The organism is Prevotella sp. lc2012 (assembly GCF_900107065.1).
In the GTDB taxonomy this organism is placed as follows: domain Bacteria; phylum Bacteroidota; class Bacteroidia; order Bacteroidales; family Bacteroidaceae; genus Prevotella.
The window spans coordinates 592,824-614,583 of sequence record NZ_FNUF01000002.1 but is presented as its reverse complement, the minus strand read 5'-3'; the positions used below and the strand labels follow the sequence as shown (position 1 = coordinate 614,583).

The 21,760-nt window shown below is 49.5% G+C and carries 20 protein-coding genes and 1 tRNA gene; 3 read left to right on the top strand and 18 right to left on the bottom strand.

The annotated features are described in order from the left end of the window. Positions 1 to 155 precede the first annotated feature (155 nt). Positions 156 to 4,145: a hybrid sensor histidine kinase/response regulator transcription factor gene (locus BLU99_RS06495; protein WP_091900365.1), complete on the top strand. Its 3,990-nt coding sequence runs from the start codon at positions 156 to 158 to the stop codon at positions 4,143 to 4,145. Here BLU99_RS06495 and BLU99_RS06490 read toward each other — a convergent pair. From BLU99_RS06490 to pyrE, 11 genes are all read right to left on the bottom strand, one after another. Continuing rightward, positions 4,138 to 4,536 (bottom strand): acyl-CoA thioesterase, encoded by a 399-nt coding sequence (locus BLU99_RS06490; protein ID WP_091900364.1) that lies wholly within the window; start codon positions 4,534 to 4,536, stop codon positions 4,138 to 4,140. The two genes, BLU99_RS06495 and BLU99_RS06490, sit on opposite strands and share 8 nt — an antisense overlap. 25 nt (positions 4,537 to 4,561) lie before the next feature. After that, a complete protein-coding gene (locus tag BLU99_RS06485) occupies positions 4,562 to 5,263 on the bottom strand; it encodes an HAD family hydrolase (protein WP_091900363.1) in 702 nt (233 codons plus the stop codon). Continuing rightward, entirely contained in the window at positions 5,260 to 5,679 is a 420-nt protein-coding gene (locus BLU99_RS06480) for a Fur family transcriptional regulator (RefSeq protein WP_091900416.1), read from the bottom strand. Before BLU99_RS06480 ends, BLU99_RS06485 begins: the two co-directional genes overlap by 4 nt. Before the next feature lie 57 nt (positions 5,680 to 5,736). Beyond that, entirely contained in the window at positions 5,737 to 7,305 is a 1,569-nt protein-coding gene (locus BLU99_RS06475) for a YifB family Mg chelatase-like AAA ATPase (protein WP_091900362.1), read from the bottom strand. 27 nt (positions 7,306 to 7,332) lie between these two features. Next, a complete protein-coding gene (locus BLU99_RS06470; protein WP_091900361.1) occupies positions 7,333 to 8,343 on the bottom strand; it encodes a DUF4369 domain-containing protein in 1,011 nt (336 codons plus the stop codon). Beyond that, on the bottom strand, positions 8,344 to 10,014 hold the full coding sequence (locus tag BLU99_RS06465) for a tetratricopeptide repeat protein (RefSeq protein ID WP_091900360.1): 1,671 nt from the start codon (positions 10,012 to 10,014) through the stop codon (positions 8,344 to 8,346). 23 nt (positions 10,015 to 10,037) lie between these two features. After that, positions 10,038 to 10,123, bottom strand: a tRNA-Leu gene (locus BLU99_RS06460). 113 nt (positions 10,124 to 10,236) lie between these two features. Further along, complete coding sequence (locus tag BLU99_RS06455; protein ID WP_091900359.1) at positions 10,237 to 10,854, bottom strand: hypothetical protein; 618 nt, start codon at positions 10,852 to 10,854, stop codon at positions 10,237 to 10,239. Continuing rightward, positions 10,851 to 12,182 carry an argininosuccinate lyase gene (gene argH, locus BLU99_RS06450; protein ID WP_091900358.1) on the bottom strand — a complete coding sequence of 444 codons (1,332 nt, stop codon included), beginning with the start codon at positions 12,180 to 12,182 and terminating at the stop codon, positions 10,851 to 10,853. Before argH ends, BLU99_RS06455 begins: the two co-directional genes overlap by 4 nt. Positions 12,183 to 12,265: 83 nt before the next feature. Next, the gene (locus tag BLU99_RS06445) at positions 12,266 to 12,697 is read right to left on the bottom strand and encodes an SRPBCC family protein (RefSeq protein WP_091900357.1); all 432 of its coding nucleotides are present in this window, start codon (positions 12,695 to 12,697) and stop codon (positions 12,266 to 12,268) included. An 83-nt stretch (positions 12,698 to 12,780) separates the two neighbouring features. After that, positions 12,781 to 13,410: an orotate phosphoribosyltransferase gene (gene pyrE / locus BLU99_RS06440; protein ID WP_091900356.1), complete on the bottom strand. Its 630-nt coding sequence runs from the start codon at positions 13,408 to 13,410 to the stop codon at positions 12,781 to 12,783. Between the two features lie 266 nt (positions 13,411 to 13,676). Between pyrE and BLU99_RS06430 the strand changes: the two genes are divergently transcribed. Continuing rightward, complete coding sequence (locus BLU99_RS06430; protein WP_218128539.1) at positions 13,677 to 14,051, top strand: hypothetical protein; 375 nt, start codon at positions 13,677 to 13,679, stop codon at positions 14,049 to 14,051. Between the two features lie 29 nt (positions 14,052 to 14,080). On the opposite strand, the gene BLU99_RS06425 is transcribed toward BLU99_RS06430, so the two are convergent. Genes BLU99_RS06425 through prmC form a run of 3 tightly spaced genes read right to left on the bottom strand, consistent with a single transcriptional unit; the run spans position 14,081 to position 16,096 of the window. After that, positions 14,081 to 14,782, bottom strand: a complete 702-nt coding sequence (locus tag BLU99_RS06425; RefSeq protein WP_091900353.1) for a ComF family protein — start codon at positions 14,780 to 14,782, stop codon at positions 14,081 to 14,083. After that, positions 14,769 to 15,263: a regulatory protein RecX gene (locus BLU99_RS06420; RefSeq protein ID WP_091900352.1), complete on the bottom strand. Its 495-nt coding sequence runs from the start codon at positions 15,261 to 15,263 to the stop codon at positions 14,769 to 14,771. The genes BLU99_RS06425 and BLU99_RS06420 overlap by 14 nt, the downstream gene beginning before the upstream one ends. After that, entirely contained in the window at positions 15,260 to 16,096 is an 837-nt protein-coding gene (gene prmC / locus BLU99_RS06415) for a peptide chain release factor N(5)-glutamine methyltransferase (protein WP_091900351.1), read from the bottom strand. Before prmC ends, BLU99_RS06420 begins: the two co-directional genes overlap by 4 nt. Before the next feature lie 58 nt (positions 16,097 to 16,154). Here prmC and ribD point away from each other — a divergent pair, with 58 nt between their 5' ends. After that, on the top strand, positions 16,155 to 17,075 hold the full coding sequence (gene ribD, locus BLU99_RS06410) for a bifunctional diaminohydroxyphosphoribosylaminopyrimidine deaminase/5-amino-6-(5-phosphoribosylamino)uracil reductase RibD (protein WP_091900415.1): 921 nt from the start codon (positions 16,155 to 16,157) through the stop codon (positions 17,073 to 17,075). A 28-nt stretch (positions 17,076 to 17,103) separates the two neighbouring features. Here ribD and BLU99_RS06405 read toward each other — a convergent pair whose 3' ends face one another. The 4 genes from BLU99_RS06405 to BLU99_RS06390 all read right to left on the bottom strand — a co-directional run bounded on the left by BLU99_RS06405 (position 17,104) and on the right by BLU99_RS06390 (position 21,508). After that, positions 17,104 to 17,514, bottom strand: a complete 411-nt coding sequence (locus BLU99_RS06405) for an RNase H family protein (RefSeq protein ID WP_091900414.1) — start codon at positions 17,512 to 17,514, stop codon at positions 17,104 to 17,106. Between the two features lie 80 nt (positions 17,515 to 17,594). Beyond that, positions 17,595 to 19,373, bottom strand: coding sequence for an arginine--tRNA ligase (gene argS / locus BLU99_RS06400; RefSeq protein ID WP_091900350.1), 1,779 nt, complete (start codon positions 19,371 to 19,373; stop codon positions 17,595 to 17,597). A gap of 173 nt (positions 19,374 to 19,546) precedes the next feature. Further along, complete coding sequence (locus BLU99_RS06395) at positions 19,547 to 19,921, bottom strand: hypothetical protein (protein ID WP_091900349.1); 375 nt, start codon at positions 19,919 to 19,921, stop codon at positions 19,547 to 19,549. 12 nt (positions 19,922 to 19,933) lie between these two features. Next, complete coding sequence (locus tag BLU99_RS06390; RefSeq protein WP_091900348.1) at positions 19,934 to 21,508, bottom strand: hypothetical protein; 1,575 nt, start codon at positions 21,506 to 21,508, stop codon at positions 19,934 to 19,936. Positions 21,509 to 21,760: the final 252 nt, after the last annotated feature.

Genomic DNA, 21,760 nt, shown 5'->3' with positions numbered 1-21,760 from the left:
AAGAAACAAGTTTCTTTGTATTCCAAGCCCTTTTTCGTAACTCTGCGGTCATTCGACCGCGAAGTTACTACGTCTCGGCAAAAAAAAGAAACAAGTTTCTTTGTTTTGCGCTCGACTTTTCGTAACTTTGCCATCGGATAGGTGCTAACTAGTGAATGAAGAAACCATTATTACTAACTGTTGTTCTGACCATAACCCTGTTGACGGGAGCCAATAGCACCCCCGTTCGACTGATGTCACAGACTCCGGTGGCGGGGGCTGAGGAGGCACGTTGTCTGATGTTCGACCATTACGGACTGATGTGGGTGGGAACCGACCAGGGGCTGCGCGCCTACGACGGATACCGCTTCAGGACCTACCGTAGCGACGCCTATTCGCCGGGCATCCTTCCCAATAACTATGTGCGTTGCATGACCGAAGACCATGACGATGGACTTTGGATCGGCACACGCGACGGTCTCACGCGTTACGACCGAAGGCACGGCAAGTTTAAGACCTATCGTCTGCGGAGGAACCAAAGTCGGTCGGTTAATGCCCTGTTCACCACAGCCAATGGTACCGTCTGGGTAGGCACGGATGCCGGCATATCTCGCTACAATCAGGAAAAAGATGATTTCATCGATATTAATCTCAACGCTGGCGCCCGGTCGTTTGCTGAGGATGCCAAAGGGAATCTGTATATTGGCACATGGGAAGGAGGACTATTACGACTCGACCGGAAAAGCGGGAAGATCGTGAGCTACCCTCGGATGAACGAGCGTAACACCGCGTCCTCACTGCTGATAGACAGTCGTGGACGACTCTGGGTCGGCACCTGGGAGCACGGTATCGTACGTCTGGATCATCCTGAGAACGAGCAGGCACCAGGGATGCATAAGACGAACGAGGGAAGACTGGATTTCCGCACATTCCACCGACTGATTGAGGACAGCGTGAGCCATGCCGTCTGGGGATGCTGTATCGAAGGTCTGACACAGGTGGACATGGACGACGAGACGCTCATAGAGAACCATCCCGACTTCAGTTTCTGCTACGACATGCAGACCGACGGACGAGGCAACCTCTGGGTGCTCACCCGAAACAACGGTATCGTGCACCTGAGCACCAAGACCTCCCCCTTCACCTTCTGTCAACTCGACCCGACAGGACAGGTGCTGCCTGTCAACCGTGTCCAAACGGTGTTCACGAACGACGGACAGTATTTCTGGCTGGGACTACAGCCATACGGTCTGGCCTTATACAACCGAGAAACGCGACAGGTAAGCTACAACAACCGTATTCCCGGCATGGAACAGATCACAGGTCAGCAGGGAATTCACGTACAGACTATCTCCTCGATACAAGAGTGCAGAACTGGAGAAATCTGGATGGCCAGCACCGTCGGTATCATCATCTGGAAAGAAGGACAGCAGGCTGTGATACTGCCACGTAACAATACGCCATTCATCGGCCATAACGACGTTAACACCTTCCTCTGCCGACAGGACGGAATAGTGTGGGTGGGCACAAGCGGCGGCGTAGGATTGGCTTTTACCGACAGACAGGGACGTATGTTAAAGATGGAGGAAGACGGGCACGACCTGAGTAACTGTTATGTACGTGCCTTCTCCGAGGACCACTTGCACCGCGTGTGGATAGCCACGGATAATGCCGGTATCATCCGTGTCAGCGGCGACATACGTAAGCCACAGTCTGTCAGATGTCGACAATATGCTCCTGTCAACGGCAATTACCCCATCGACGATGCAACTGCCGTCTACGAAGATAAGGACCATCGGATATGGGCCATCTCCGGCAGTGGCGGTCTGTTCCTATATAACCCCGATGAAGACCACTTCGAGGCAGTCAACCTACGCTTCCATATCGGCATCAGTAGCGTCTATGCCATCAAAGGCGATGAGAACGGCCGACTCTGGCTGTTGACCGACAAAGGACTGGTGTGCCTGAAGGTCAACACCGAGGGGGAGGCCATCCCAACCTATTATAGTATGGAAGACGGAATCAATACCGTACGTTTCTCACCAAACGGCATGTCACGTTATGGCAAGGAACTGTTCTTCGGCAGTGCCAGCGGCTTCTTCTCCTTCGAACCACTCCTGATGGAACAGTGGCAGCAGACAGGCAGTGCCCAACTGGTGGTGGTTGACCTCCGCATCGACGACCGGCCTTATCAGTGGCTCGACTCCACCATGCGCAGCAGAATCTCAGAAGAACAGCCTTTCTTCTCGAAGAAAATAACCATTCCATCGAACGTGAAGAAGTTCTCCGTGGAGTTCTCCCTGCTCACCTACATGAATCCACAGCAATGCCGTTATGCCTACTGGCTGGATGGTTATGACCATAACTGGCACTATACCGATGCGGAGAACCGGATGGCCACCTTCCAGAACCTGCCCCCTGGCACCTACCAACTGCGACTGCGTGCTATCGACAGCTACGGACAAGCCGTAGAGAATACTGATTCCATCGAAATCGTGGTGCTGCCACCCTGGTACCAGACATGGTGGGCCTACCTCATCTATGCCTGTCTGCTCGGTGCCATCGCCTATGGCATCATCCGCTGGTACAAGAACTACCTGAAGACCAAGAACCGCTTGGCGATGGCTGTCGTCTTCACCAACATCACCCATGAGCTACTGACACCGCTCACCATCATCTCCGCATCGGTCGACGAGATGCGGCAGAAAGCACCGCAGTTCAAAGAGAACTACGGTCTGATGCAGAACAACATCCAACGACTGACCCGACTGCTCCGACAGATTCTGGAGGTTCGTAAGTCACAGGCCGGTCAACTGAGACTACTCGTTGCCCAGGACGATCTCTCAGCCTTCATCGCCCAGGAATGTGAGAATATCCGTCCGATGGCAGGCGCTAAAAACGGCGAACTCATCGTCAACTGCCCGACTGGCCCCATCAACGCTTGGTTCGATAAGGACAAGGTCGACAAGATTCTCTATAACCTCATCTCCAACGCTATTAAATATAACAAGGAAGGAGGACGGATCAGCGTCACGCTGACCACGGAGCCGGAGAAGGCCGTGCTCACCGTCAGTGATGAGGGCATCGGCATGTCGAAAGACAAACTCAAGCATCTCTATACGCGTTTCCTGGATGGCGACTACCGCAGGATGAACACGCTCGGAACGGGCATCGGTCTGTCGCTGACCCGCGATCTGGTGCTCCTTCATCATGGTAAGATTGACTGTCAGAGTGAGGAGGGAGTAGGCACCACCTTCACCGTCACCCTGCCGATTGACAGGAAACACTTCAGCGAGGAAGAGATTGATGTGACAGCTGACCACCGACAGACAGATAACCAACAGATAGAACATGTGGAAAATGCTGGTTCCATCGAAACAAACGATATCGATGGAGAAGAGAAGAAGGAATATGCCATGCTGATTGTCGAAGACAATAGTGAGCTACTGGAACTGATGCGAAAACTCTTCTCCCAACAATATAATGTATATACAGCATTGAACGGTCAGCAGGCCCTGAACGTGATCCACCGCCGTGACCTGGATATTGTGGTGACCGACGTGATGATGCCCGTCATGGACGGCATCGAACTAACCCGCCGGATTAAGGAGTCGGCAGATTTCGGACAACTACCCGTAATCATGCTTACAGCCAAGACCACTGACGAGGATCAGAACATGGGCTACGAGACCGGTGCCGACGCTTATATCACGAAACCCTTCAAGATGACGGACCTACAACTTCGTATCGACAATATCATCCGTAACCGGGAACGTATCCGACGGAAGTTCAGCATTCAGACAGACTTCAAGGTGGAGGAGCAGCATTACTCTTCGCCTGATGAGCTCTTCATCAGGAAGGCGATGGACTGTGTGAAAGCACATCTCGACGACGGCGACTACGACCGTGAGCGCTTTGCCTCCGACATGTGCGTGTCGTCATCGACGCTCTATAATAAGCTACGTGCTTTGACTGGTCAGAACGTGACGGGCTTCATCAATGCTATCCGTCTGAAAGAGTCCTGTCATATCCTCCAGCAACAACCAGGCATCAGTATGACAGAGCTCTCCATGCGTGTGGGCTTCAATACGCCGAAATACTTCACCAAATGTTTCAAGAAGGAATTCGGCATGCTTCCCAGCGAGTATCTGGAAACGGTCAGATAAAATCCTTGAAAGCCTCGTCGTACTGAGGACTGACGGCCAGACGACCATTGACGAGACATACCAACTCGAAGTCGCCTTGGAAACAGAGCACCTCGTCCGAAGCCCGGAAGATGGCTTGATGGAACACATATTTGATGCCTTTCTTTGTCAAGGCAAGACGCGAGATAAACTCATCATCGCAGCGGAGAGGTTTCTTAAACTGAAGGTTCATCCTTGCCACGACAGCATCGATGCCCTGCTCATGAAGGGCAGCAAAGCTTGCACCAAGACTACGGAGGAAGAGGTGACGGGTATGCTCGGCATAATGCAGATAATTGGCATTGTTTACGATGCCCTCGATATCGCACTCATAGTCGCGCACCTCCATCTTTGTTTCGAAAATATAGTTCATATTCCTTTGATCTTTTACTTTTCAACTAACTGTTGACGTTCAATAGCTTAATGATTTCACTGAAACGGTCAATCTTGACGAGTCGCTCATGTTCGATATCCTCAGCATGCTCCAACTGCCAGGTCACATGGAATGGTATATGGATGGCCTGCGCACCAATGGTGAGAGCCGGAGCAATATCGCTCTTCAGTGAGTTACCCACCATCAGTAATTCTGAAGGTAGGATTCCCAGATGCTCACAGAGCTGCTGGAACTCCACTTCGGTCTTGTCGGACGTGATCTCCACATGTGAGAAATACTTGGCCAGTCCGCTGCGACGGAGTTTGTTCTCCTGATCTTGAAGCTCACCCTTAGTAAATACCACAAGACGATAAGGATAAGCCTGCAGGCGCTGGAGGGTCTGCTCTACCTCCGGCAACGGGGTAGCAGGCAGATGAAGCAGAGCCTTACTATCGGCGAGTAGGTCGCCCAAGGCATCGGCCGTGAGATGGTCGCCGCCCACTCGCAGAGCCGTCTCTATCACGGAAATGGTGAAGGCCTTACAACCATAGCCAAGATCAGCCATATTTCCCGACTCGGTCAGGAAGAGCTCACGGGCCGGCTCTTCGCAATAGGGCGCTATCAACTGGTAGAGATGGTTCTCTACGAGCTCAAAGTGTGACTGACAGTCCCAGAGGGTATCGTCGGCATCAAAGGCGATAACACGTATCTGATTCGTTCTGATCATTTCTTCCTACAGTGCGGACATATTCCTTTGACCATACAGTTGACGGTATGCATCTCAAAACCCTCGGGCAGATCAAACGACGGCATCTCCAGATGGTCAAGACAGTAAGTCTGCTGACACTCCTCACAATAGAAATGGGGATGCTGGTCGTCATCATGCTCCTGACTATGACTGTGACACAGTTCATATCTCGTCCCGTCGCTGCCGCCTTCGATAGCATGCACCAGATGATGCTCACGAAAAAGAGTGAGGGCACGGAACACGTTCGACTTATCGATCGTCAGAATCCTACGCTCCAACTCCGCCAATGACTGGGGCTGTATAGAGGCACAGAGCGCCTTCAGCACAACGATACGGTTGGCTGTTGGCTTGATGCCATGCTCCTCAAGCATGCCGGTATAGGTCATCTCGTCCATCATACATGATAATAAATAATGTCGCAAAGGTACATGTTTTTTCTTAAACCACCAAATTCATATACCCCTTTCTGCCCAGTCACCGCGGTCGAGGTTCCGATAACCAATTGCCTCGGCGATATGCACAGACTCCACCCTGTCACTGCCAGCCAGGTCGGCAATGGTACGGGCCACTTTCAGGATACGACTGTAGGCACGGGCGGAGAGTTTCAGCCGTTCCATCGCTATACGTAGCATCTCCATAGATGCCGAATCGGGCTCAGCAAACCGGTGAAGCATACGCTCGGTCATCTGGGCATTACAATGGATGCCTCTTCCTCCGCCCTCGTCCAAGGTGAGAGAGCTGAAGCGCGCTGTCTGTATGTTTCGGGCTTTGATGACCCGTTCGCGGATGACGGCACTCGGCTCACCAGGTGCCATCTGCGACAAGTCTTTGAACGGCACATTCTGCACCTCAACCTGTATATCGATGCGATCCAGTAGCGGACCACTGATCTTAGAGAGATAACGACCAATTTGCCCTGGGGTACAGACACAACGATGTGACGGGTCACCGTAATAGCCGCACGGACAAGGATTCATCGAGGCGACAAACATAAACGAGCAGGGATACTCTACAGTATATTTCGCACGGGAGATAGTGATCTTCCGGTCCTCCAGCGGTTGACGAAGTACCTCCAGGGTCGTTTTGGAGAACTCTGGTAGCTCATCAAGGAAGAGTACCCCGTTATGAGCCAGCGACACCTCTCCCGGCTGCGCCTTGTTAGTGCCACCTGTCATAGCTACCTGTGAGATGGTGTGATGAGGACTGCGGAAAGGGCGCTGTGATATGAGCGACGTTCCATTGCTGAGTTTTCCAGCCACGGAGTGTATCTGTGTGGTCTCCAGGCTCTCCGCCAGCGAAAGTGGCGGGAGGATACCAGGAAGTCGCTTGGCCATCATCGACTTTCCACTGCCCGGACTGCCAATCATCATGAGGTTATGACCGCCGGCGGCAGCCACCTCCAAGGCACGCTTCACGCTCTCTTGTCCCTTCACGTCGGCAAAGTCGAGGTCGAAGCTGTACTGCTGCTCATAGAATTCCCGACGGGTGTCCACCAGCGTCGGTTCATACTGTCCGTCTCCGTTCAGGAAACTGATAACATCCGACAGGTTGTCCATAGCGTAGACCGCCAAATCGTCGACGACGGCGGCCTCACGAGCATTCTCACAAGGAACGAGCAGTCCCTTGAAATGCTCCTTCCTGGCTCGGATGGCTACAGGAAGAGCCCCACTGATGGGTTTCAGTTTCCCGTCCAGACCGAGCTCGCCGATCATCATATAGTCGGCCAGCATCGTCTCGCTGATCTTACCGTGAGCAGCCAAGATGCCAATGGCTAACGGCAAGTCGTAGCCGCTTCCCTCTTTGCGGATGTCAGCAGGACTAAGGTTAATAGTCAGGTCGGCCGTCGGCGGCTTAAAGCCCACATTGACCATCGCTGCACGGATACGATCATAACTTTCCTTGACGGCGGTGTCGGCGAGACCCGACAGATGGAACATGACACCCCGTGTCATGTTTACTTCGATTGTGATGGTTGTTGCCTCCAGCCCCATCACGGCTGCGCAGAATGTTTTGACTAGCATAGTATCAGTGGTTAAGAATTAATTCGGTCAGTCGGTTTTTATCAGCATCTCTTCTATCTGCCTGACAATCTCCTGAGTGGATCGCGTTCGCAGGACGATGGTGCCTTGACTATCGGTGATGATCACATCAGGCACATACGAGAGTCCTGTCTTCTGTATGATGGGACTCTCCCACATCTTCCCGTCGCAGATATTACTCCATGGGATGGAGTCGCGTTTCACCCAATCCTGACAGGTCTTAACGCCGGCATCCATACAGATACTGATAATCTTCAGTCGGTCGCTACCAAAACGTGTCTGCATGGAATGAAGTTGGCGCTGTACATTATGACTCTCATAGTTCCATGTAGCCCATACAGAGACGATGTTAGCCGATGCATTCAGATCAGCCGACGATACACTTCTCCCCTGGATGTCCATACCCGTAAAGGACGGTAACTTTCCCTTAACCTTCAAGGCCTTCAGTCCTGGGAGTTGTCTGATGAGCACAGCGATGTCGCTCCGATTGGGATTGGCACGTCGTAGGGTTTCTGCAAGTTCACCAACTTTCTGGTAATCGGGATTAGGCACCTGAAGGAAATATTTCTGGAAAAGATAGAAAGCCACGGGTGACGTGGCATTCTCCTTGATATACTGTGTGGCAGCCTGTGCCACCTCGGGCAATGTCTGTTCTCTCGTCTTCAACCGGAAAGCAGTCATCTGCTCGTTTTCCTTGGTTCCCTTGATCTTCGTCTCCTTCAGATGCGATGCATCGGCCGTAATCTCCACCTTTGTTCCTGACGTGCCGAAGACGGGCAGTTCGGAGAAGTTCGGGAATACCAGCACGAAGGTGGCGGGAGCGTCTAAGGGAATCTCATAGCGGAACTCCCCTTTGCTGACACTGATCGTGTCGAGCTGATGGGAGCCATTCAACTCGTATATATACAGTTCACCCTGGTTGAACCCTTTGAAAGTACCCTCAAGGCGGAACGTATCCTTTTTGGTACTGCAAGAGACAGCAACCAGCGTGAACAATATATATCCGAGAATTTTTCTCATTTACTTAGCGATGTTCTTCAGCTCCAAGTCATTGGCAGCGTACTTGGCGAAGAAGCTGTCCTTGACGGCATTACGCAAGGCCTCACTGGCATCGGTGGTGTTACCCTGACGAGCGTTGAGCAGAGCCTTCAGGTATTCCGTCGTGGCATCCGGGTTCTTCACATTCTTCAGTGTGACGGCTGCTGAAGCATAGTTCTTATTGAGGATTTGTGCCAGAGCAGCACTGTTCGAGTAGATCTCTCCGAAGTCCTGCTCAGCCTGTGCGAAGTTGCCCTTGGCGAGGTTCAGGTTACCCACAACCTCTGCAAGTCCGTTGGCACCAGTAGCATTGGCGATATACTGCTCGGCAGTCTGCACATCACCTTCCACCAAAGCAATCATACCAAGGTTGGCATTTGCCTCCGGCAGGTTGGCGTTTACACTCTTGGCCTTCTGGATATAGTCCTTAGCTGCCTCGTAGTTACCCTTCGCATACTCGATAGCTGCGATGTTGTTGAAGGCACGGGCATCATTCGGATACACCGTTGTAGCAGTCTTATAGATAGCCTCAGCCTCATCACCGTTACCTTTCAGAGCAGCACCATAGAGCAGTTCCTCAATACTCAACTTGGTCGGATCGGCCTGAATCTGATCAGCAATCTGCTCATCGCTTCGACCAATAGTCTCGTAGTTGATTGTCAGACGTGAACGGCGCAACTGTGGCAGGATGCCGTCAGCGAGTTCACGGAAGGCAGCCGAGATATTTCGGATCTGCTGCTCACGCTCCTCGGGATCCTTATACATAGAGAGGACGCGCAGGATGATGTCCTTATCCTGGATATCGCTGGCCTTGACCAACTCCTGGAAGCCGTCCCAGTCCTCTGCTGTGTACTTCGCATCTACGGGAGCGTTCATCTTGATTTTCTTCAGTTCCTTATTGACATACTGCTCCGACACCTTCTGGCGCTGACTAGCGAGTTTGTCATTGATGTTGAAACCACCATCGGGAGAAGCGTATGCCGACACCTCCACATTCTCGATGTTCAGACCTTCCTGATCATCGTTGATCTGCTTCAACATCTTCACGAACTCCTGTACGGAGTTGTTCTTTAACTCACTCTTACGGAGTGTAGCTTGTTGGATGAGGAACTTGATGTTTGCCTCCTGCTTCTTCTTGTTAATACGCTGGTAGGCATCCGGAGCGATAGCCGCATTGGCAGCGGTTACCGTACGCTTGTAGAGTTCTGAGGTAGCTATTACGCCATCGGCCACCTTCACCTCAGGCACCAATACCTGTTTCTTACCAATACGAGCATCGAAGGTCAGGAACATCTCAGCCTTGTTGTCATCAGCATAGGCAAAGTTGCTCTTCATCGTGTAGTTACCACCCACCTTATAAGGAATGGTCTGATCGTTTCCAGCGACTTTCTCTCCCTGGAAGGTTGCAGGGCTGCCCTTTGCAATCGTTCCATTGCTATAGCGCAACTCAGGAACGACAGTCACAACAGCCTTCTTCTTCATGTACTTTTCGGGGAAGTGGCCGTTAATGGTTGCTGGTACTGTACCCGTCTGTGTCTCCAGCGGGTTAGGAGTTACAGTAAAATTGTCTGCTGACAATGCTCCGAGCTTTGAGCAGGAAGTAAAAAACATCAGTGATGCTGCAGACAGGAGTAAATAGTTTTTTTTCTGCATGTTTGTAAGAGTTTTAGTTCCGGTGCCGCGAGCGGGACTCGAACCCGCACAACCATTTCTGGTCAAGGGATTTTAAGTCCCTCGTGTCTACCAATTCCACCATCACGGCTAAACCAGCGGCAAAGGTAAAATAATTTCCCGGAACCGCCAAACTTTTACATTTTATTTAAAATTTAATAGTTTTCCATAACAAAATTATGGATTCCAGTCTTTCTTGTTTCTTCAGTTCCACACCCGGAGGATGGACCCGTCGAAGGCCGCCTGATACCTGAAGAGCGCCTTCCCCGCTCTACCGGCCGCCACGACCCCATTGTTCACATCGTAGGAGCGACCGCACTTCGCACAGTTGAGATGCAGTCCATTGTTGGCCCACATCAGGGGATAGCGTGTTCCACCCAAATCTGTCAAACAGTTCGGACATTGTCCTTCGTAGGCCACCAGCAGATGATCGTCATAACTGCTGACACCCACGATGATACAGTTATTGGCTCCCAAAGCATAGCGCCATTGCTGCTCCATGGCATTCCGGAGCATGATATCCTCCGTGGCATTATCATAGTTACGGTTGGTTCGCACATGACGGACACCCTGTTCAATAGTTGTCTCAATCTTCACAAACTGACCGCTGTTACGGAGAATGGCCGTCAGCTGACAGGGCAATGGATGGAGTGTTGTGTCGAAAGTAAAACTACACGGATAGTCGCGGTAGATACTATCGTCACCATCGCAAGACAGGAAGAGAAGGGGTAACAGGAGACAGAAGGAGATCAAAGGTCGCAATCTTCCTTCTTTGTGGTAACAACCATCAGTCTTCACCAGTCTTCTCTTGTCCTCCATCATCCAAGCAGGTTCTTTTCCGCCTTGAGCATGCGTTCGAAGTGGAAGTCATCGAAAGTCTGCTGCATCAGCATCTGTATCTGCTCATTGCAGAGATTACCGATACTTCCTTCATGGGTATGGTGGATATGCTTATCGGGTGTGAACTGTCCCGCCTCGATGTCAAGGCCCACCTTCTTATAGGCGTCACGGAACGGCATGCCGGCAGCGGCAAGTCTGTTCACCTCTTCCACGGAGAAGATCGGGTCGTACATCGGGTTGTCGAGGATATGCTCGTTCACCTCTATTTTATTAATAATGTAGGCAGCCATCTGCAGACAGTCTTTCAGTTCACCGAAGGCAGGCAGGAACACCTCCTTGATAATCTGAAGGTCACGGAAATAGCCCACGGGCAGATTGTTCATGATCAACATCACCTGCTGGGGCAGTGACTGCAGCTTATTACATTTCGCACGGATAAGCTCGAACACATCAGGATTCTTCTTGTGTGGCATAATCGACGAGCCTGTGGTACATTCCTTTGGCAACTTCACGAACGAGAAGTTCTGTGAGTTGAACAGACAGGCATCGAAGGCCATCTTCGCAATGGTGCCGGCAATGGTGGCAATGGCAAAGCCAACATTACGTTCCATCTTTCCACGCCCCATCTGGGCATACACCACATTATAGTCCATCGAGTCGAAGCCAAGCAGTTCCGTGGTCATCGTACGGTTCAAAGGGAACGACGAACCGTAGCCTGCTGCCGAGCCGAGCGGGTTACGGTTGGTCATCTTATAGGCTGCCTGCAAGAAGAGCATATCATCGCAAAGGCTCTCGGCATAAGCACCGAACCACAGACCGAAACTGGAAGGCATGGCCACCTGCAGGTGGGTATAGCCCGGCATCAGCACGTCCTTATACTGATTACTCTTCTGGATCAGTTCGTCGAAGAGGCTCTTCACTTCGTCGACAATCTCCTTCAACTCATGACGGGTAAAAAGCTTGAGGTCGACAAGCACCTGATCGTTACGTGAACGACCAGAATGTATCTTCTTTCCCATATCACCAAGCTTACGGGTGAGGAGCATCTCCACCTGAGAGTGTACATCCTCCACGTCGTCCTCGATCACGAACTCACCCCGTTCACAGAGCCGATAAATATTCTTCAGTTCTGCCAACAACTGTGTCAGTTCTTCCTTCTCCAGCAGTCCGATACTCTCAAGCATCGTGATATGTGCCATCGAACCAAGCACGTCGTACTTTGCCAAATAGAGGTCCATCTCCCGGTCGCGACCAACGGTGAACCGTTCTATCTCCTTGTTGATCTCAAAGTTCTTTTCCCAGAGTTTCATTTTCTCTTGTTTTTTTGAGTTCCGGCAGGCTCAGCTGCCGCAATTCACAAACGCGGCCTCTGAGTTTGTCGAAGCGTTATTTTCTACACATAATGTACCTGTGCGAGGGCATCAGCGATCTTCTCGACCCCCTCTTGTAGCGGTTTCTCGACCATGCTCTTGATAAACGGATTCAACTCGGCCTTCACCGTTACCTTCATCTTGGAGTTGTTCTCGTCGACGGGTAGCACCTGAACCCACACATGAAAAGGCACAGGCGACTGTACCGTCTCAAACTTCACGCACTTCGGCTCCTCACGCTCACAGATACGGAGTTGCAGCTGTCCAACAGGAGCCACACTGATGCTCACGGTATCTTGGTCAAAACTAAAATCGTTGACCTTGTCCTCAGGCACACGGTCGCGCACCTTCTCCAGATTACGAAGATCGCAGATATTATCGTATACAGCCTGCTGCGGGTAAGGAATCTGCTTCACGCTACTCTCAAACTTGCTTTCACCTCCGAATAATCCCATTTCTTTCTAGATTATTGATTTGATAAATAATTATGATTTACCTGAGTTGACAGGAATCACAATTTATAATTCTTTATTTATGATTAAACCTTCCAGGTAGAAGGACTCTTGCGCCACTCTGCGAGCACCGCCTTGTCTTCTTCCTTAATATAACCAGTCTTGGCAGCCTCCTCAATCACAGCCTCGTAATTGCTCAGAGTAATCAGCTTAACGCCTGCCTCACGGAAGGCCTCCTCAGCCACAGGAAAGCCATAGGTGAACGAAGCCACCATACCGACCACCTCCACGCCATAGTCACGCAGGGCAGCAACGGCCTTCAACGACGAACCACCAGTGGAAATCAAGTCTTCCACCACAACGACCTTTGCCCCTTTCTTGATCTCGCCTTCTACCTGATTACCCATACCATGATCCTTCGGCTTCGGACGTACGTAGCTATATGGCAGCCCCAACTGATCGGCCACCAACGCACCTTGGGCTATGGCTCCCGTGGCCACACCAGCCACAGCCTCAGCCTCAGGGAACTGTTCCTGAATGACATGACAGAGCTCAAGCTTCACGAACGAACGCAACTCAGGGAACGACAGAGTCTTCCGGTTGTCGGTATAGATGGGTGACTTCCATCCCGATGCCCATGTAAACGGGTCGTTGGGTTGCAGTTTGATGGCCTTGATATCCATCAGCTTTCTGGCAAATTGATTCTTGATTTCCATAACGTTATGATAATTTGCATGCAAAGGTACGAATAAATGAGTGAAATGCAAAAGGAAAACTTGTTTTTCTTTCCATTTCCGAATGCAAGTACTTTCTGCAAAGCAGGAGGTACGAATAAAAGAATGAAAAGCAAAAGAAAACAGGAAGAGAGATTGGACGCGGAACAAAAACAGTTCTTTTTTTCAAAAAAAGAGGGAAATACGAGACGAATCACAGAATTTCATTGTACCTTTGTGCACTCAACATATAAACATTCTGACCGATAATGGCAATCATAGCTGCATTTTTACTGATAGTCGCGGCGCTAATAGAGGTCTTACTCATATTAGGCTTCCCTCTAGGTGAATTCACGATGGGTGGTCAATACAGGGTTTTACCGCCGACATACAGAGCTATCGCCGCCATCTCCATCATCGTACAGTTAGCGGCAGCCGCTATCGTGCTTCAATGTGGAGGATACATGGACATGTGGTTTTCGACAAGCACATCAAAAGTCATCTGCCTGATCTTGGCAGGCTATTTTGTTCTCAACGCATTCATGAACTGCTTTTCAAAGAGTCAGAAAGAGAGAATAGTCATGACGCCGCTCGCGATCATTGAGGCCATTTGTTTCGCGGCAACAGCCCTCCAGATGCCATAAGCAGCATTAAGAATGCGCGTTAATAATATTCAGGTTTTCGCAAATCCCAGGGAGAGAACACTGACTCTGACATCACCAGCTTTGGCAAGTTCCTTGGCACAAGCAATAGCTGTGGCACCCGTCGTGACCACGTCGTCGACAATTAAGATATGCTTACCATGAAGAACCTTTCCTTCACCCAGTTCAAAGACCCGTTCCACATTCTCGTTACGTTCCCACCGTCCCCGAGTGGTCTGACTACCTTTGAAGCATATTCGTCTGACCGCCTTATCGCAGACCGTTAGTCCTGTGACTGCCCGTATACCGCGGGCGATCTCCATGCTCTGGTTGTAACCACGTTGATGTTGGCGACGTCGAGTGAGCGGCACAGCTACGATTCCATCGATTCCATCAAAGAATCCGTAATTTTGCAGCTCCCTAGCTACCAACCGCCCCATCACCTCGCCCACCTCTGGGCGATTTTCATATTTCAGTTTATAAAGGATCCGGGCAACTTCCGACTGTGCTTCATAGTAGAAAAGAGCCGCAGCCCGTTCGATGGGAATCTGTCCCCAAAACAGTCTGGCCATTTCGTTCTCATAGGGATCTTGTCCGAACCCTGTTCTAGGTAGGTGAAGATAACATGAGGCACAGATAACCTCCTCCGTGACCGTCAGCCTACGACCGCACACCACACAGAGCCGTGGAGATATCAGATCGAGCAGTCGATGCCAAAAACTAATCGGTTTCATCGTCGATAACCATCTCTTCATCGACATCCAAACACTGTCGGATGATATCGAAAGTAAAACCACGACCAAGGGCGAAGCGCATCAGTTTCTGATTCATCTCATAGTCGTTGGCCGCCTTAGTGCTCTTACGTTTCTGTTTCAGCAGAGGGCGCAGCACATCAAGATACTCTGTTTCGTCGATTTCATCGAGTACCTGTTGCTGAATCTCTTGGTCAATATGCTTCTGCCAAAGCGCCTGCTGCACCTTTCGTCGCCCCCACTTATTGTAACGGATCTTATCTCTGACAAAAGCACGGGCATAGCGCGTATCGTCAACATAGCGCTCCTCGACAAGCCGTTTAATAATACTATCCTGCGCAGCCTCATCGACTGCCCAACGTCTCATCTTCTCGAACATCTCCTGTCGACAGTGCTCTGCCTGTGCGCAGAGCGTAGCCAATCGCAGATAGGCCTCCTGTTCGGTCATCTCTTTCTTGTTCATATCTTCATAGCTTTAAGGAACCGTCGTTTGCCATATTGGTCTACACGAATCTCTATTTTCTGTAAGCCAAGTCGCTTTAAATAGTCGCTGACCTCATCAGCCGTCAGAGGATTGAGTTCGAAATAGAGTTGCCCACCAGGCGTCAGTGTCCGGATAGCATAGTCGCCAATACGCTTATAGAACAAAGCCGGATCATCAGCTGGTCCAAAGAGGGCCGTCTCGGGCTCATAGTTAAGCACATTTTCTGCCATTCCATCGCGTTCTTGCAGCTTGATATAAGGCGGATTGCTGACGATAATATCCCACTGTCGACCGTCGTCAGCAGAGAAATGAAGAGCGTCCTGCCGCTCAAAGACGATGTTTGTCCCCTGCGCCTCAGCGTTCCCCGCAGCTATGCGGAGAGCCTCATCAGAGATATCCCAGGCTGTTACCTTAGCCGCAGACAGCGCCAACGCCAGTGTTACCGCGATGCAACCACTACCCGTCCCAATGTCCAAAACTGATCGCACAGCGAAACTATTCTCCCGTATAATCCAGCGACAGAGTTCTGCAGTCTCGGGACGCGGTATCAGCACGCCAGGTGCTACATGAAACTGCCGTCCGCAGAAGTCGGCACATCCCACGACATATTGCACAGGCTCCGCCTTCTCTAGGCGCTGCATGATTTTCTCCAGTTCCGCTTGGTCGTCTGCGGATAATTGTGTAACTTTGCCGCAGAGAATATCTGTCAACGACAGACCAAAACGTACGTCAAGCACCCAACGGACGATTGCCTTCGCCTCGTCCGCCTCGTAGATACCTGTCAGCCTATGCCAGAGTGTCTCATATGTCATCGTGCTTGCAAAGATAGTGAAAAGTAAAAAGGTAAAAAAGTAAAAAGGTAAAAAAATGATGATAGAAGACGAGAAATACATGCGCCGTTGTATACAACTGGCAAAGAACGGGCAACAGAACGCGAAGCCTAATCCGATGGTGGGTGCGGTGATTGTGAGTGCCGACGGCCGAATCATCGGCGAGGGCTATCATGTACGTTGCGGCGAGGGACATGCTGAGGTAAATGCCTTTGCCTCGGTACGACCAGAGAATGAGCCCCTGCTGTCTGAGGCGACCATCTACGTGAGTCTGGAACCCTGCTCCCACTATGGCAAGACACCGCCCTGCGCCGATTTGATTATCAAGAAAGGTGTCAGGCGTGTGGTGGTTGGCACCATCGATCCCTTTGCCGAGGTACAGGGGCGCGGTATCAAGAAAATCCGCGACGCCGGCATCGAGGTAACGGTGGGTGTGCTCGAAGAGGAATGCCAGTGGCTCAACCGCCGTTTTTTTACATTCCATCGAGAGAAACGACCCTATATCATCCTGAAATGGGCACAGACAACCAACGGCTTCATCGACGACCATTTCAAGCCGACAACCATCTCAGACAACTTCACGAAAATGCTTAGTCATAAACTCCGTGCCGAGGAGGACGCCATCCTTGTGGGCCGCGTCACCGACGAACGCGACCATCCCCAACTGACGGTCCGCGAGTGGGTGGGTCCAGACCCAAAGCGACTTGTCATCGACCGCAACCACCCATTGAACATCGAAAGCCTACATGCTCACGGCATTCAATCACTCATTGTCGAGGGCGGTGCGAAGACGCTCCAAACCTTCATCGAACAAGGACTATGGGATGAGATACGGGTAGAAACAAACCTGGCAATGACCGTTAGCGATGGTACCCGTGCCCCACAAATCCCCGCCGAAGTCGCTGTCGCAAAGTGTCAGACATACGACGGCCATGTGATTGTCAACTACAAGAAACGATAATCCCCAGTCTATAGAGGTTAAGGAATATCTACTTCCTGCCGAAGTCGGCAGGCACCTCACCCCATTTCTGGGTCTCCCATTTAATAATAGGGTTACGATAGTTATGTGTCTGAAGCCAGTTCTCCGCACGAGCAATAACCTGGAAGAGCGGCTCTGTCTGCGGAGTGTGCTCTAATTTCGTCTTACACTTACGTTTCTGTACCCAGAGAATTGCATTGTACGAATCGGAATAGATGGTCTTATCGTGCAAGCCTTGTTGCCAGCAAAGGGCAAGGGCATGGACGATGGCGAGGAACTCACCTATATTATTTGTCCCATGAACAGGGCCATAGTGGAAAACACGATAGCCCGTCTGCAAATCGATGGCCTGATACTCCATCGGCCCGGGGTTTCCAGAACATGCAGCATCCACGGCCCATGCGTCTGCCCTTACCTCCATAGGCAAGGGCAGTACGGTGTCGTTACGGTAATCCGGTGGATTTGAACTATCTGTCTTCAATTCTCTCTTCTCAATTAGAACTACATACGCTCAGGCACCTCGATGCCAAGCAAGCTCATAGCACTCTTGATGATCTTTGCGACATTCTTGGCCAGAACGAGACGGAAGAGGCGTTTCTGTTCATCGGGCTCGTTGAGGATGCTGTAATCATGATAGAACTGATTGAACACCTTCGTCAACTCGTAGCAGTAGTTGGCGATGCCCGAAGGTGAATAGTCCTTACCAGCCTGCTCCACGGCAGCACCAAACTCGTTCATCTTCTGGATGAGCTCAATCTCCTTGTCTGATAGCTCCACATTCTTTGGACACTCTGCCACCTGTGATGCCTTGCGCAGAATACTGCGGATACGGGCATAAGTATACTGAATGAAAGGACCTGTATTACCGTTGAAATCGATACTTTCCTCAGGATTGAACAGCATGTTCTTCCTGGCATCGACCTTCAGAATGAAATACTTCAGGGCACCCATACCGACGATGCGTGCGATCTCTCGGCGCTCTTCCTCGGTCATATCGTCGAACTTACCCAGTTCCATCGAGGTCTTATAGGCATCTTCCACCATCAGTGCCATCAGGTCATCGGCATCTACTACCGTTCCCTCACGGCTCTTCATCTTTCCGTTGGGAAGTTCTACCATACCATAGGAGAAGTGTGTCAGTTCCTTACCCCACTTGAAGCCCAAGCGGTCAAGAAGGATCGAGAGCACCTGGAAGTGGTAGTTCTGCTCGTTGCCCACCACATAGATCATCTTGTCGATGGGATAATCCTGGAAGCGCATCTCAGCCGTACCGATATCCTGTGTCATATAGACACTGGTTCCGTCGCTACGCAGCAGCAGCTTCTGATCAAGGCCCTCATTGGTGAGGTCGGCCCATACGCTATTGTCCTCATGTCGCTCAAAAAGTCCCTTGGCGAGTCCTTCCTCTACCTTGGCCTTACCCTTCAAGTAGGTCTGTGACTCATAATAGATCTTATCGAAGCCGACACCCATCTTCTTGTAAGTCTCGTCGAAGCCGGCATACACCCAGTTGTTCATCTTCTCCCACAGGGCGCGCACCTCGGGATCATTCTGCTCCCATTTCACCAGCATCTCGTGAGCCTCTTTGATGAGCGGAGCTTCCTGCTTGGCCTTTTCCTCGTCCATGCCCTGAGCTACCAGTTCCTTGATCTCCTCACGGTAGTGCTTATCGAAGGCCACATAGTAGTCACCAATCAAGTGATCGCCCTTCTTGCCGCTCGACTCCGGCGTCTCGCCGTTTCCGTACTTCAGCCAAGCGAGCATCGACTTACAGATATGGATACCGCGGTCGTTCACGATATTGGTCTTCACCACCTTGTTACCATTGGCTTCCATGATCTGTGCCAACGACCAACCCAGCAGGTTGTTACGCACGTGTCCGAGGTGGAGAGGTTTGTTCGTATTAGGCGATGAATACTCAATCATCACGAGGGGAGAATTGTCTGTAGCCTGCTTCGTGCCGAAATGGTCATCGGCATCGATGGCACTGAGCAACTGCAACCACGCACCATCACCGATGCTGAGGTTCAGGAATCCCTTCACCACATTGAACTTCTCGATTGCTCCACAGTTCTTCTGCAGATACTCGCCCAACTCCTGCGCTGTCTGCTCAGGCGACTTCCGCGCCATCTTCACGAAGGGGAACACCACAAGCGTCAGGTTACCCTCAAACTCACTTCTCGTCTTCTGCAACTGCACCATCTTCTCCGGCACTTCCACGCCGTAGAGAGCCTTCACGGCCTCTTGTGCAGCCTTGCTGATCAATGCTTCAATATTCATATCCTTACAAATTTGGGTGCAAAGGTACTATTTTTAATTGACTTATCACAGAAAAACAACAGGAAGTTTTGATTTTCAGGCAGATTTACACAAAACAACTGGGACAGATTTTAACTGGTTAAGCAGTCAAAACCTGTCCCTTCGAGTATTATTCCCTTAGCGCAGCACCGTCTTTAATACAGATACGGTCCTTTACCCTTCAGACGCTCGCTTGCCACCACATAGGTATTTCCATCGACAGATGCTTTGAGTTTATTCTTGACATACAAGTCAATATGTATGGCGGCCTTGCGATCTTTGCAATGGACTTCCACATATGCAAAAAAATCCGTAGTATACATCTCTTTCTCAAAGTCTCCTTTTCTATGAAAGCCTTCTGCTGGTAAGCCATTGCCAAATATAAGAAGCTCTGCATCAGGTGTATCCGTAGTTATACGATACTTGATCAAAGTCTCCTTTTCTTCTATGGGTGTATCATCCCCATCACAGCTCTGAAATACAAATAAGGTGCTAATAGAAAGCACAATCAATGCAATAATCTTTTTCATTCCTTTAATTGTTTATTTTGCAGTTACACCAAACAACACGTTGCCTGTATTGTATATTTTCATTTGATACTGCGAACCAGATTTCCCCTCTATAATCGGGTCATAAAAATAAATTGATACATCCCCCAAAGGATCATCATAGTTGGTCCGAGTTACCGAAATAACTTTAGTGACTTTTTTTGTTGTCGTCGTTTCGTTCTCGACACCCACATCTGTAGTAATATTACTTTTGCCATCGTTTAATCCTATACCTATTTTGACATCACCATTGACCTTCGTCCTTTTAACCGTTTGTGTTTCATACTCATATTTATCAGAATAAGTATCTCCAGGATCCGTCTCTGTAAAGATGATATCTCTGGAAAGAGACTCATTTGACAAATCCCATTTGCCGAAAGAAATGAAATTACTAGCCAAATAATACCTCTTTGCTGTGAATTTTCTAGGGTCAATCCTATATGTATATTTGCTGTGTCTAAGTGCTGTAGAATGGCGATATGTTCGATCCAAGTTGAAATTCCAAATATCTTCAGGTAACAACGCTAAGTATTTTACTGTTGGTACGTTTGAAGTGGATCTTATCACTTCTATTTTTAGATTATAACACCCTTCCGTCCAAAATTCATTGATGAGTTCTTCTGTCGTGAAGTCACGCTTTTTTCTGCTTACTTCCTTCTTTTTTAATTCAGGATCATCCTTTTGTAATTTTTTGTTCTCACTAGGAATATTGTCAGAAATTTTAAAATAGGCCACAGGATCTATTTCGATAAAACTCATATATTCTGAAACGCTCTGATTTAGATTTCCTTTTTGCGAAGTTGGAGTCATTCCATAATAAATATAATCTCTTTGCAAGGCTTTCGATTGATTGGAACCATCATCCTTGTAAAAATACGAATAAGCCTTAATAGCTTTCTCACCAACGACAGATGCACTCTCTAAGCTGCCACGTGTCACTGCTCTTAAATTGCTTGTATCAAATTCAGGGTCAATAAAACGGAAGCGCTTACCCACAGCGCGCGTTTTTGCATCCACGACAACCCTACTATTCTTATTGATAACAAAGACATGGAAGTCAGGAACATTTCCCTTTGCAATAGAATCTACAATCACTCCGTTCACATACAATTTGTTGTCTGTTTCCCCAGGCAGGACTACAGGAATCTCCTTATCCTTGCAATCCAAGTTCTCTGGCAGAACGTCAAACAATGAAATTTTGGGAATATAGATATTGATTGTCGGAACTGCATTTTCTATACTCTCCAATTCTCCAGAAGTTGCATAATAATTCAATATATCACCAAACGTTTCATTCCCAATATATGAATCTTTGACATTAACGTAAAGAACATCATAGTTCTTGTCAAATTGCTTAATCGCTTCTCTTTTCAAGAACTCCCGTACCTCCGGTCTATTATATGTAGCCACAGAAATAATCTCTGCAAATCTGCTCATCGCAGTCTTTTGGTCAATTCCCAGACTCAAAGATTTTGAGTTCTCAGTTTCAATAATTTCCGTGTCGTTGCAACACGAAGCAAACACGATGATAGCAGACAACACTGCTACAATTATTACATTTTTTTTCATTCTTTAATGCTTTGAATTTGTTAATAAACGAATTTGTTGACTCGATTAATCTATTTCAACGGTTGATATCGTCTGCAAAAATATCAAAAAAAAGCACATGTTCCAAATAAACAATAAAGTTTTTTCATTCAAGAACACATAAAACGCCCAAAATGCAAGATAACAACCAACTGATAATTAGCATATTACAAATTTTTTAAAACAAAAATACAACAAAGCCGCTTTCATGGCCTAAAAGAGGCGGGAAAAAGG

Coding starts and splice junctions, on each gene's coding strand:
- BLU99_RS06495 (WP_091900365.1), top strand. CDS start 156: ATGAAGAAACCATTATTACTAACTGTTGTTCTGACCATAACCCTGTTG.
- BLU99_RS06490 (WP_091900364.1), bottom strand. CDS start 4,536: ATGAACTATATTTTCGAAACAAAGATGGAGGTGCGCGACTATGAGTGC.
- BLU99_RS06485 (WP_091900363.1), bottom strand. CDS start 5,263: ATGATCAGAACGAATCAGATACGTGTTATCGCCTTTGATGCCGACGAT.
- BLU99_RS06480 (WP_091900416.1), bottom strand. CDS start 5,679: ATGGACGAGATGACCTATACCGGCATGCTTGAGGAGCATGGCATCAAG.
- BLU99_RS06475 (WP_091900362.1), bottom strand. CDS start 7,305: ATGCTAGTCAAAACATTCTGCGCAGCCGTGATGGGGCTGGAGGCAACA.
- BLU99_RS06470 (WP_091900361.1), bottom strand. CDS start 8,343: ATGAGAAAAATTCTCGGATATATATTGTTCACGCTGGTTGCTGTCTCT.
- BLU99_RS06465 (WP_091900360.1), bottom strand. CDS start 10,014: ATGCAGAAAAAAAACTATTTACTCCTGTCTGCAGCATCACTGATGTTT.
- BLU99_RS06455 (WP_091900359.1), bottom strand. CDS start 10,854: ATGATGGAGGACAAGAGAAGACTGGTGAAGACTGATGGTTGTTACCAC.
- argH (WP_091900358.1), bottom strand. CDS start 12,182: ATGAAACTCTGGGAAAAGAACTTTGAGATCAACAAGGAGATAGAACGG.
- BLU99_RS06445 (WP_091900357.1), bottom strand. CDS start 12,697: ATGGGATTATTCGGAGGTGAAAGCAAGTTTGAGAGTAGCGTGAAGCAG.
- pyrE (WP_091900356.1), bottom strand. CDS start 13,410: ATGGAAATCAAGAATCAATTTGCCAGAAAGCTGATGGATATCAAGGCC.
- BLU99_RS06430 (WP_218128539.1), top strand. CDS start 13,677: ATGGCAATCATAGCTGCATTTTTACTGATAGTCGCGGCGCTAATAGAG.
- BLU99_RS06425 (WP_091900353.1), bottom strand. CDS start 14,782: ATGAAACCGATTAGTTTTTGGCATCGACTGCTCGATCTGATATCTCCA.
- BLU99_RS06420 (WP_091900352.1), bottom strand. CDS start 15,263: ATGAACAAGAAAGAGATGACCGAACAGGAGGCCTATCTGCGATTGGCT.
- prmC (WP_091900351.1), bottom strand. CDS start 16,096: ATGACATATGAGACACTCTGGCATAGGCTGACAGGTATCTACGAGGCG.
- ribD (WP_091900415.1), top strand. CDS start 16,155: ATGATAGAAGACGAGAAATACATGCGCCGTTGTATACAACTGGCAAAG.
- BLU99_RS06405 (WP_091900414.1), bottom strand. CDS start 17,514: ATGGAGGTAAGGGCAGACGCATGGGCCGTGGATGCTGCATGTTCTGGA.
- argS (WP_091900350.1), bottom strand. CDS start 19,373: ATGAATATTGAAGCATTGATCAGCAAGGCTGCACAAGAGGCCGTGAAG.
- BLU99_RS06395 (WP_091900349.1), bottom strand. CDS start 19,921: ATGAAAAAGATTATTGCATTGATTGTGCTTTCTATTAGCACCTTATTT.
- BLU99_RS06390 (WP_091900348.1), bottom strand. CDS start 21,508: ATGAAAAAAAATGTAATAATTGTAGCAGTGTTGTCTGCTATCATCGTG.